Raw genomic sequence first — 10,874 nt, 5'->3', positions numbered from 1 at the left:
TCAGAAGTGAAACGAAATAGCGCCGATGGTAGTGTGGGGCTTCCCCATGTGAGAGTAGGACATCGCCAGGCTTTAAATTTAAGAAGCCCGCTCGAAAGAGCGGGCTTTTTTGCATCTATAGAGTTTTAAAATTAGCCCACTTTATACCTAAAAAGTGTTCATCTAAGGTGCGATATACTTGCTCTCTGCAACCTTCCAAAAGGCTTTAACAAGCGGATTCTCCAGCTGAGTTTTGTTGCAGCAAACACCAAGTTTAAAAGGTTTAATTGGTAAGACTTTTAAACGATTTATCTTTTCTCTTACCGGACTGTTGTTGATTACAACATCAGGTGCGATACCTACTCCACACCCCAATGCAACCATACTTACGATGGCTTCATGTCCGGAGGTTTGTGCGTAGATCTTTGGCTTTATTTTCATTTGTTTGAGCCAAGTATTGGCCCTGTCCCTTGCCGTTCCTGCTTCTGGGAGTATGAATGGAATGACCGACCAGTCTGGTTTTTCTTTTTGTAGCTCTTCAGCAAACGCACTAACCCCAACAGGTACGATGACAGAAAGTGGGATTTCACTGATCGTTTCAAATGCGATTTTATTTGGCATCTGTTCTGACTTGGCTGATATGGCAATATCGGCTTCATCTGCTAGTATTTTTTCGATCGCTTGAGCTGGATCGCCGGTTGATAGTTTGAACTCAATGAAAGGGTTCTGAATACGAAAGTCAGAGATTAGCTCCGGAAGATGGCTGTAGCTTGCAGTAACAGAACAAAAGAGACGGATTTCTCCTTTCAATTCATCCTCGGTTCCCTTCAGGTGACTCTGATACTGCTGCCATTCGCCAAGAATCTTTAAGGCAACTGGGACTAGCTTTTTACCTTGGATAGTTAAATCAACGCTACGGTTGTCGCGTAAAAACAATTGTTGGCTGGTTTCCTCCTCTAATTTTTGTATCTGTCGGCTTAAGGCTGAAGGGCTAATATGCATTGCCGCTGCGGTCTTGGCGAAACTTTTACTCTCACAGAGATGAATGAAAAGTTGCAGGCTTTTGATATTCATTAAATTGTCATTTCCATGTTGCATAAATTGCAATAACTAATTGTGAATATATCACTTTAAGCAATCTCATGTCTGTTTTAGTATGAAGTTATTCGGTAAGGCAATTACTGACCTCAATGGAAGAATCTCAAAGGAGCACCCAGATGGCTAATTATTTCAATACCCTAAACTTGCGCGAGCAGTTGGACCAATTAGGTCGTTGTCGTTTTATGGACCGCAGTGAGTTCGCTTCAGAAGCGGATTATCTGAAAGGTAAGAAAGTAGTCATTGTAGGTTGTGGTGCTCAAGGTCTTAACCAAGGTCTGAACATGCGCGACTCTGGTCTAGACGTTGCTTATGCGCTTCGCCAAGCCGCGATTGATGAGCAACGCCAGTCATTCAAAAACGCAAAAGACAACGGTTTTGAGGTAGGTAGCTACGAAACGCTAATTCCACAAGCTGATCTAGTAGTAAACCTTACTCCAGATAAGCAGCACACAAACGTTGTTGAGACGGTAATGCCGTTAATGAAAGAAGGCGCAGCACTAGGTTACTCTCACGGTTTCAACGTTGTTGAAGAAGGCATGCAAATCCGTAAAGACCTAACGGTAGTAATGGTTGCACCTAAATGTCCAGGTACGGAAGTTCGTGAAGAATACAAGCGCGGTTTCGGTGTACCGACTCTTATCGCTGTTCACCCAGAGAACGACCCAAAAGGTGAAGGTTGGGATATCGCGAAAGCTTGGGCTGCAGCAACAGGTGGTCACCGTGCAGGCTGTCTAGAGTCTTCTTTTGTTGCTGAGGTGAAATCTGACCTAATGGGTGAGCAAACTATCCTTTGTGGCATGCTACAGGCTGGCTCTATCGTATGTTACGAGAAGATGATTGCTGATGGTATCGATCCTGGCTACGCTGGTAAGCTTCTTCAATACGGTTGGGAAACCATCACTGAAGCACTGAAGTTTGGTGGTATCACTCACATGATGGATCGCCTAACTAACCCTGCAAAAGTGAAAGCATTTGAGCTTTCTGAAGAGCTAAAAGAACTGATGCGTCCGCTATACAACAAGCACATGGATGACATCATCACCGGTCACTTCTCTAGCACTATGATGGCTGACTGGGCAAACGACGATGCAAATCTACTAGGCTGGCGTGCAGAAACAGGTGAAACTGCTTTCGAAAACTACCCAGAAACTGACGTAGAAATCTCTGAGCAAGAGTACTTCGATAACGGTATCTTGATGGTTGCTATGGTTCGTGCGGGTGTTGAGCTAGCATTCGAAGCGATGACGGCATCTGGCATCATCGATGAGTCTGCTTACTACGAGTCTCTACACGAGCTGCCACTTATCGCAAACACTATCGCACGTAAGCGTTTATACGAGATGAACGTGGTTATCTCAGACACTGCGGAATACGGTAACTACCTGTTCGCTAACGTAGCAACGCCGCTTCTACGTGAGAAGTTTATGCCAGCCGTAAATACTGACGTAATTGGTAAAGGTTTAGGTGAAACGTCTAACCAAGTGGATAACGCGACTCTTATCGCTGTGAATGAAACAATCCGTAACCACCCTGTAGAGTACATCGGTGAAGAGCTACGTGGTTACATGACTGATATGAAGCGTATCGCGGTGGGCGGCTAAATGACTCCATTTCGGTGTCGAAGGTGCTCGTTTACTATCGTAAAGTCCGCGCCTTCTCCTAGAAATGAAACCTTAATACAGCGTAATTTACTTAGTCTCAAGTAACGCAGTAGATAAACTCCAGGCAGACTGGAGTGATAAATACAAAATAAAACACAACATCTAATCAAAAGGCTTGGTCGCCGTTGACCAAGCCTTTTTGTTTTTAGCCGATTTATCTGCGCGCCGATAAGAAAAACGCTCCTTTGTGAGGAGCGCTTTGATACTTATTTTTCAGCAAGCTTTTCTTCAAGTTGCGCCAACTTCTGTTCCATTTCTGTTAGCTTTTGACGTGTACGTAGTAAAACTTGAGTTTGAACATCAAACTCTTCGCGACTTACAACATCTAGCTTGTTTAGCTGGCCTTGGATTACTTGACGAACTTTCTGATCGACATCAGAGCCCAATTCTTTTACAGGTTGAGGCATTGAGTCGTGAATCTGTTTAGCAATTTGCTCTAATTTCTTTGGGTCAAACATAGTGGCTAAAACTCCTTTTGATTTGTCCTCATTTTAAGTAAATGATACGTGAAAGTCGCCACTTAGATGGCAAAAAAGAGAGCGGCAATAAAAAAGGCCACCGAAGTGACCTTTTTGAATGCCTTAATAGCTTATCTGTTATCCGCTAATTCACGATGAGCTGCTTTCGCTTCGTCAACTCGCGCTAACTTCTCCAAGTCTTTGTCTTCAACAAATACTGGCAGAGGTTTGTGTTTTTCAGCTAGGTAGCTGTAAATCACAGGTAGTACGAATAGTGTGAACAGTGTACCGATTGCAAGGCCAGCAACGATGACGATACCGATACTGAAACGTTGCGCGGCACCTGCACCTGTTGCGTACATCAGCGGGATCAGACCTGCGATCATCGCTGCAGTGGTCATTAGGATAGGGCGAAGACGCACTTTCGCAGCTTCCATCACCGCATCAATACGAGACAGTTTATTATGTAACTGCTCTTCTTTGGCGACTTCACAGATCAAGATACCGTGCTTGGTTATTAGGCCGACCAGCGTTATCAAACCAACCTGCGAGTAGATGTTCATCGAGGCCGTACCCCAGGCCAATGCGATCAAGGCACCACATATTGCCAGAGGTACAGATACCATGATGACAATAGGATCGCGGAGTGATTCAAATTGAATCGCCAGAACGAGGAAGATGATCGCAAGTGCAAGACCGAAGGTTGCATACAAGGCACTACCTTCCGTTACAAACTGACGAGATTCGCCCATGTAATCGTGGTTATATCCTGCAGGCAGTTTGGTTTGTGCAATATTTTCAAACCAGTCGATTGCGTCACCCATAGCAACACTAGGTGATGGTACTGCACCCACAGTCGCTGAGTTTAGCTGGTTGAAGTGTGGCAAAGAGCGAGGCTCAGCCACCACATCGATAGTAATCAGACTGCCTAATGGAACCGCTTTACCATCCACAGAGCGTACATAGTAGTTCTTCATCGATTCTGGGTTTAGACGCCATTTACGCTCAACTTGAGGGATCACCTCGTACGAGCGGCCATTCAGGTCGATTCGGTTTACATAACCATCTGCCATCATGGTGCTGAGGGTGATGCCAATGTCTTGCATAGTCACACCGTAGGCACCGGCTTTGTCTTTATCGATCTTGATCTTCATCGTTGCTGAATCGTAGTTCAAATCCAGGTCGGAATAGACAAACATTGGGCTACTTGCAACATCGGTTAGAATATCGCTAGCGATAGTAAACAAGCTCTCGAAGCTATTTGGTGTTGTAATTACAAACTGAATAGGTAGACCTGAGCCTGCACCTGGAAGCTCTGGCATTTGGAATGCAGTGACAGACATACCAGGCACACTTGATACTAGGCCACCCACACGTTTCGTGATTTCAGATTGGCTTGCCTCTCGTTCACTCCAAGGCTTCAATGTTGCTAGGCCAAACGCTTGGTTTGAGTTTGGTACACCATTAAAGACCTGTGCGTATTCCACCTCCGGTTGATCTGAGAGTATTTGGTTTACGTCATCCATGGTATTTTGGATATAGTCCAAGTTCGCATTTGATGGGGCGGTACCCATCAGCATGACCACACCTTTATCTTCAGATGGTGCTAGTTCGCTAGGAATAAACTTGAACAAGACCGGTAAGCTTGCAAATACAATGATTGCAAACGCAATAACAACCGGACGATGAGCCATTACCGCTTTCAACATGCCTTCGTAACGAGTGGTCATGCCATCAAGGATATGGTGAACTTTTTGCTCAAACTTGCTTGGCTTCTCGTTCGCTTTCAGCATCTTCGAACACATCATTGGTGATAGTGTCAAAGCGATGATGCCGGATACGAATACTGAACCTGCCAGTGTCAAAGCGAACTCTTTGAACAGTGAACCGGTGATACCACCCATCAATGCGATCGGCGCGTACACTGCACCTAGCGTCAATGTCATCGCGATAACTGGAACCGCAATTTCACGCGTACCAATGATTGCAGCTCGGAATGGCGATTCCCCTTCTTTGATGTGACGGTCAACGTTTTCTAGTACAACGATCGCGTCATCCACCACCAGACCGATGGCAAGCACCATCGCCAGTAGCGTCATCAAGTTCCAAGAGAAACCCATTGCTTGCATCACCATTGCCACACCAATCAATGAAAGTGGAATGGTCACGATAGGAATGATTACCGCGCGGAATGAACCTAGGAACAGTGTGATAACCACAAGTACGATGACCGCTGCTTCAAGAATCGTTTTCACTACTTCGTGAATCGATTCGTTGATGGCGATAGTTGAGTCGTACATCACGTTCATTTTGATGTTGCTTGGTAGGTTGCGCTCAAGTTGAGGCAACAGATCAAGTACGTCTGCCGCGATGTTGATCGGGTTAGCACTTGGCGCTGCGTTGATCGCCGCAACCACGGCTTCTTGACCGTTTGCACTTGCGCGATAAACGTCGTGACTTTTCTCTAGCGTTACTTTAGCGATATCACCTAGGCGGATGACATCCCCTTCACCAGTTTTCACGACCAATGCTTCAAGTTCAGCAACGTTTGATACCTGAGTATCTGCGCTACCGTTATAAAGCACGAACTCACCCGTCGCTTGACCGGTTGCAGATTGGTAGTTGTTGGCGTTAAGAACGCTCATCACATCGGTTGCGGTCAACTTCAAAGCGCCCATTTTGGCAGGATCTAGCCATACGCGCAGTGCGTACTTCATACCACCATACAGGTCAACTTTGGACACACCGTTTACGGTGAACAACTGCGGGTTGATTACACGCTCAAGGTAGTCAGTGATCTGGCTTGAAGATAACTCGTCACTCGTAAAGCCGATGTACAGTACCGCCGTTGTCGAACCTGTCGACATGGTTACGGTTGGGTCTTCGGCTTCTTTTGGTAGCTGTGAACGTACCGAGTTGGTTTTCGCCAGAATGTCAGACAACGCCGCATTTGGGTCAGTATTCAACTTCATGTTTACAGTAATGGTTGATTTACCTAGTACCGATTGCGAAGTCATGTAATCAATATTATCGGCTTGCGCTACCGCTTGCTCCAATGGCTGAGTAATAAAGCCTTGGATCAAGTTGGCACTTGCACCGTAGTAACTGGTGGTCACGGTGACCACCGTATTCGTCATTTCAGGGTATTCACGAACCTGCATTTTGAACACCGCTTGCAAACCAAGCAATGCAATCAAAAAGCTGATCGATACCGCCAAAACTGGACGTTTTATAAAAACATCTGTAAAGCGCATGATGCCTCCAACTTAAAGCATTGGTGTTTCAGCAGGTGGGGTAGTTGCATCGCTTTCGACAATGCTTACTTTCGCATGGTTACTCAAACGGACTTGACCCGATGTCACCACTACATCACCTGGCTTCACGCCTTCTAGAATGTGTGCGATATCTTTAGAGCGTTCGCCAACTTTTACCACATGCTGCTTAACGCGTTTTTCGCCATCTTCTTCTGTTACGATGTAAACATTGTCGCCATACAGCGTAAATGTGATCGCGGTTTGAGGTAGCGTGACCTGATTTTCTAATTTAGGCAGAATGATGTTTGCACGCGCGAACATACCACTACGTAGTTTGCCGTCACTGTTAGGGATATCCGCTTGAACTTGAATCAAACCACTTTGTACGTTTACAGCTGGTTCAATCGCAGAAATAGACCCTTTGAAAGGTTGGTCTGGATAAGCGTCAACAAAGATATCCACTTCTTGATCGATATTGATACGTGAAATATCGGTTTGTGGCACGGTGAAGCGCAAGCGCATCACGCTGGTATCTTCAAGGCGAACAATATCGGTGCCCGCCTGTAGGTACTGACCGAGGTACACGTTACGAATACCTACCACACCATCAAATGGCGCTTTGATTTCGCGTCGGTCGATGGTTGCTTTCAGGCTTTCAATATCCGCTTTTAAGGAGAAGTAGTTTGCTTCTGCTTCGTCATACGCTTCTTTAGAAATAGAGCCTTTTTTGAATAGGCCTTGGTAGCGTTTGTATTTCGCTTCTGCCGCTGGCAACTTAGCTTGCGAGCTCTTCAAATTTGCTTTTTCGACTTCAGAATCAAGCAACACTAATGGCTGACCCGATTTAACTTGAGTACCGGAATCAAACGCGATTTTATCGATAACACCGCTCGTTTCGTTCGCTACCGTCACGCCTTGGTTTGGCTCGATAAAACCAATTGCCTCGATGACTGGTACCCAATCCACCGCTTGCACTTCTGTCACGGTTACTGGGAACTCAGGTTCAGGACGGTTTGCCATGTATTCAGCGATCTTTTGTTGCTTAAATAAATTGAAACCTATCACGCTGCCGAACAAGAGAACGGCGATAAGTAACATAAAGAAAGTCCACTTTTTCATTCTATTAAGAACTCCAAGTTAGTGTTTAATAATTGCATCCCAACTGGCTTCAATAGCGGCCTCTAATGCCGTCTTATCCAGTTGATAAAATCCCAAAGCGTGTTTCCGAGCAAGTGCAACACTTGCCTCAAAACTTAATCCAGAAAGTACTTCGTTATCGAGAAGCTTGAATACTCCCTCGTCTTTACCCTGATTAAAAAGAAGATCTACTTGGGCAAACATTTGTCTCTCAAGTTCCCGAGCTTTGCTACTATTTGAACAGGGTAAAGACTCATATTGGACTCGGTTGCTGATCGCACTTAAGTTCGAGCTCGCTAAATTCCAAATATTGAGCCACATGGTTCGATAACGCTGTTTTAAAGGCATCTCTTCACTAACACCTAGTTGCACCGCAGTAGCAACACGCTTAGCAACGTTAAGGCGTAGTTCCTCTAAAAGATGTTCTTTATCTGAGAAATAACGGTAAATCGTCCCTGCTGCGACACCTGCCTCATTGGCGAGCTTTTGCATGGAAAGCCCTTGAAAACCAGATTCAGCAATGAGTTGTTCAGCAGCGACTAAGATTTGTTCTCGTTTATCTACAGCAGGGTTATCCTTCATAATGTCACCCTTTAGTGAATGAACGTTCATTCATTATAGCTTAAATACCCGCCATTTATGCAACAGAATATTGCACTTAATTGGTGTGAAAATTACAAGAAATCAGCATAGCTTTCACGAGGCCACCCCTTTATCATAGGCGCCACATTCATCACCCGCAGAGAATTTCTATGAAGCTGAACCCTAGTCAAGATGAAGCCGTGAAATACGTGTCTGGTCCATGCCTAGTGCTAGCTGGTGCTGGCTCGGGCAAAACTCGTGTTATTACCAATAAAATCGCTTATCTGGTTCAGCAATGTGGTTACAAAGCGCGTAACATTGCGGCGGTGACGTTTACCAACAAAGCGGCACGTGAAATGAAGGAGCGTGTAGGTCAAACGTTAGGGAAAGGTGAGTCTAAAGGTTTGATGGTATCAACATTCCACACTTTAGGATTGAACATCATCAAGCGTGAGTACAAGCATTTAGGGTTGAAAGCGGGCTTCTCACTGTTTGATGACCAAGACCAGCTAGCGCTGCTCAAAGAACTTACCGAAAAGCAGCTTGATGGTGATAAAGATCTGCTACGTCAGCTTCTGAGTTGTATTTCCAACTGGAAAAACGACATGTTGACGCCAGAGCAAGCCAAAGCGCGTGCGCAAGGTGAACAGCAACAATTGTTTGCGTTCTGTTTTGATATGTACCAAAAGCAAATGAAAGCCTATAACGCGCTTGATTTTGATGACCTAATTTTGATGCCCGTTTTACTCTTACGTAATCATGAAGACGTTCGTCAGCGTTGGCAGAATCGTATCCGTTACCTACTGGTTGATGAGTATCAAGATACCAACACTAGTCAGTATGAGCTGGTCAAATTAATCGTCGGAGAACGTGGGCGATTGACGGTTGTAGGGGATGACGATCAGTCTATTTATTCATGGCGTGGTGCGAAACCTCAGAACCTCGTGTTGCTGGGTGAAGATTATCCGAATTTGCGTTTGATTAAGCTAGAGCAAAACTACCGTTCAACGAGTCGAATCCTGCGTGCGGCCAACATTTTGATAGCTAACAACCCTCACGTTTATGAGAAGTCCTTGTTCTCTGAAATTCCTGACGGTGAAAAACTCAAAGTGTTGTTGGCTAAAAATGAAGAGCACGAAGCAGAGCGCGTGACGGGTGAACTAATAGCGCATAAGTTCCTAAACCGTACCGAATATAAAGATTATGCGATTCTATATCGTGGTAACCACCAATCACGTTTGATTGAAAAGTCTCTGATGCAAAACCGTGTACCGTATAAAATTTCTGGCGGCACCTCGTTTTTTGCACGCGCAGAGATTAAAGACATCATGGCGTATTTGCGCGTTTTGGTTAATCCGGATGACGACAATGCATTTTTGCGCATTGTGAATACTCCACGACGTGAAATTGGCCCAGTAACGTTAGAGAAGTTAGGCAGTTATGCCAATATGCGAGGGAAGAGCCTGTTTGAGTCGAGCTTTGAAATGGGGCTCGAACAGCACCTAACGGGACGTGGCCTAGAAAACCTGCGTCGTTTCACCCAATGGCTAGTGGCGATTGCTGATCAAGCTGAGCGTGGTGATACCGTCGAAGCGGTTCGTTCGCTAGTTCGTGATATCCATTATGAAGATTGGCTATACGAAACTTCAGCAAGTCCGAAAGCCGCTGAAATGCGAATGAAGAACGTTTCTGATCTTTATTCATGGATAGTGGCGGACCTAGAGGGTGACAACTACGATCAAGAAGAGAAAACGTTAAAAGAAGTCGTTCAACGTTTGACCTTGCGTGACATGATGGAGCGCGGTGAAGAAGATGAAGACAGTGATGCAGTACAACTGATGACCTTGCACGCATCAAAAGGCCTTGAGTTCCCATATGTATACTTAATTGGGTCCGAAGAAGGTATTTTACCGCACCAAACCAGTATTGATGAAGATAACGTGGAAGAAGAGCGTCGCCTGATGTACGTTGGTATTACTCGCGCGCAACGTGAACTGACTTTCACTATGTGCAAAGAGCGTCGGCAGTTCGGCGAGTTGATCAAACCGATTCAAAGCCGCTTTTTGGATGAGTTGCCATTTGATGACGTTGAATGGGAAGTAAACAAAAAGCCAGTATCAGCAGAAGAGCGCATGGCGAAAGGTCAAGCACACATTGCCAATATTCGAGCAATGTTTAAGAAGTAAAGTAACCTTGTTCTCACTGACTAAAAACAAAAGGCTTGCCAACTGGCAAGCCTTTCTCGTTGATGTCTTTACTTATAGACCTTCAATCATGTGGTCAATTGCTGCGATGATTTCATCGTCAGAACAGTCCATACAGGTTCCTTTGGCTGGCATCGCATTGAAGCCTTCTAATGCGTGCTTCACTAACGTATCTTTGCCTTGTGCAATACGCGGTGCCCAATCATCGGTATTACCTGTTTTAGGTGCGCCGTTTACACCAGATGCGTGACAAGCAATACAAAAAGTACCATAAACTGTGGCGCCATCACGTGGACCGGTTGGCTCTTCTTTCACTGGCTCAGAACCCGCTAGATAAACATCACCGACAGGTTGGATGCGTTCTGCGATCGCATCGTATTCAGTTTGGCTGATGTCAGAAGCTAAAGCTGCCGTAGAAAACGTTAAGGCAGCGAACAAAACGCTAATCATTTGTCGAGACATATCCATTAAACCCACTTCACATTCCCGAGGTAAGTG

Annotated in this window: 8 protein-coding genes; 2 read left to right on the top strand and 6 right to left on the bottom strand. The window is 45.3% G+C overall.

Translation table 11 applies throughout. The annotated features are described in order from the left end of the window. Nucleotides 1–162: 162 nt before the first annotated feature. The gene (gene ilvY, locus R7041_RS21045) at nucleotides 163–1,053 is read right to left on the bottom strand and encodes an HTH-type transcriptional activator IlvY (protein ID WP_064368878.1); all 891 of its coding nucleotides are present in this window, start codon (nucleotides 1,051–1,053) and stop codon (nucleotides 163–165) included. 143 nt (nucleotides 1,054–1,196) lie between these two features. Between ilvY and ilvC the strand changes: the two genes are divergently transcribed. Then, the gene (gene ilvC, locus R7041_RS21040; RefSeq protein ID WP_005379098.1) at nucleotides 1,197–2,681 is read left to right on the top strand and encodes a ketol-acid reductoisomerase; all 1,485 of its coding nucleotides are present in this window, start codon (nucleotides 1,197–1,199) and stop codon (nucleotides 2,679–2,681) included. Nucleotides 2,682–2,947: 266 nt separating this feature from the next. Here the strand turns inward: ilvC and ubiK are convergent, their stop codons facing one another. The 4 genes from ubiK to R7041_RS21020 form a co-directional block, all read right to left on the bottom strand. Then, nucleotides 2,948–3,199: a ubiquinone biosynthesis accessory factor UbiK gene (gene ubiK / locus R7041_RS21035; protein ID WP_005379099.1), complete on the bottom strand. Its 252-nt coding sequence runs from the start codon at nucleotides 3,197–3,199 to the stop codon at nucleotides 2,948–2,950. A gap of 131 nt (nucleotides 3,200–3,330) precedes the next feature. Beyond that, entirely contained in the window at nucleotides 3,331–6,453 is a 3,123-nt protein-coding gene (gene vmeD / locus R7041_RS21030; protein WP_017821137.1) for a multidrug efflux RND transporter permease subunit VmeD, read from the bottom strand. A gap of 12 nt (nucleotides 6,454–6,465) precedes the next feature. After that, nucleotides 6,466–7,572, bottom strand: a complete 1,107-nt coding sequence (gene vmeC, locus R7041_RS21025) for a multidrug efflux RND transporter periplasmic adaptor subunit VmeC (protein ID WP_005379101.1) — start codon at nucleotides 7,570–7,572, stop codon at nucleotides 6,466–6,468. 18 nt (nucleotides 7,573–7,590) lie between these two features. Next, complete coding sequence (locus R7041_RS21020) at nucleotides 7,591–8,172, bottom strand: TetR/AcrR family transcriptional regulator (protein WP_005384254.1); 582 nt, start codon at nucleotides 8,170–8,172, stop codon at nucleotides 7,591–7,593. Nucleotides 8,173–8,342: 170 nt separating this feature from the next. Between R7041_RS21020 and rep the strand changes: the two genes are divergently transcribed. Beyond that, a complete protein-coding gene (gene rep / locus R7041_RS21015) occupies nucleotides 8,343–10,358 on the top strand; it encodes a DNA helicase Rep (RefSeq protein ID WP_064368879.1) in 2,016 nt (671 codons plus the stop codon). Between the two features lie 72 nt (nucleotides 10,359–10,430). Here rep and R7041_RS21010 read toward each other — a convergent pair whose 3' ends face one another. Beyond that, nucleotides 10,431–10,844, bottom strand: a complete 414-nt coding sequence (locus tag R7041_RS21010) for a c-type cytochrome (RefSeq protein ID WP_064368880.1) — start codon at nucleotides 10,842–10,844, stop codon at nucleotides 10,431–10,433. Nucleotides 10,845–10,874: the final 30 nt, after the last annotated feature.

It is taken from the genome of Vibrio sp. 1751 (assembly GCF_033339895.1).
GTDB lineage: Bacteria > Pseudomonadota > Gammaproteobacteria > Enterobacterales > Vibrionaceae > Vibrio > Vibrio alginolyticus.
The sequence above is the reverse complement of the archived record's forward strand: the minus strand, read 5'-3'. Positions and strand labels throughout refer to the sequence as shown.

Coding starts and splice junctions, on each gene's coding strand:
- R7041_RS21010 (WP_064368880.1), bottom strand. CDS start 10,844: ATGGATATGTCTCGACAAATGATTAGCGTTTTGTTCGCTGCCTTAACG.
- ilvY (WP_064368878.1), bottom strand. CDS start 1,053: ATGAATATCAAAAGCCTGCAACTTTTCATTCATCTCTGTGAGAGTAAA.
- vmeD (WP_017821137.1), bottom strand. CDS start 6,453: ATGCGCTTTACAGATGTTTTTATAAAACGTCCAGTTTTGGCGGTATCG.
- ilvC (WP_005379098.1), top strand. CDS start 1,197: ATGGCTAATTATTTCAATACCCTAAACTTGCGCGAGCAGTTGGACCAA.
- ubiK (WP_005379099.1), bottom strand. CDS start 3,199: ATGTTTGACCCAAAGAAATTAGAGCAAATTGCTAAACAGATTCACGAC.
- vmeC (WP_005379101.1), bottom strand. CDS start 7,572: ATGAAAAAGTGGACTTTCTTTATGTTACTTATCGCCGTTCTCTTGTTC.
- rep (WP_064368879.1), top strand. CDS start 8,343: ATGAAGCTGAACCCTAGTCAAGATGAAGCCGTGAAATACGTGTCTGGT.
- R7041_RS21020 (WP_005384254.1), bottom strand. CDS start 8,172: ATGAAGGATAACCCTGCTGTAGATAAACGAGAACAAATCTTAGTCGCT.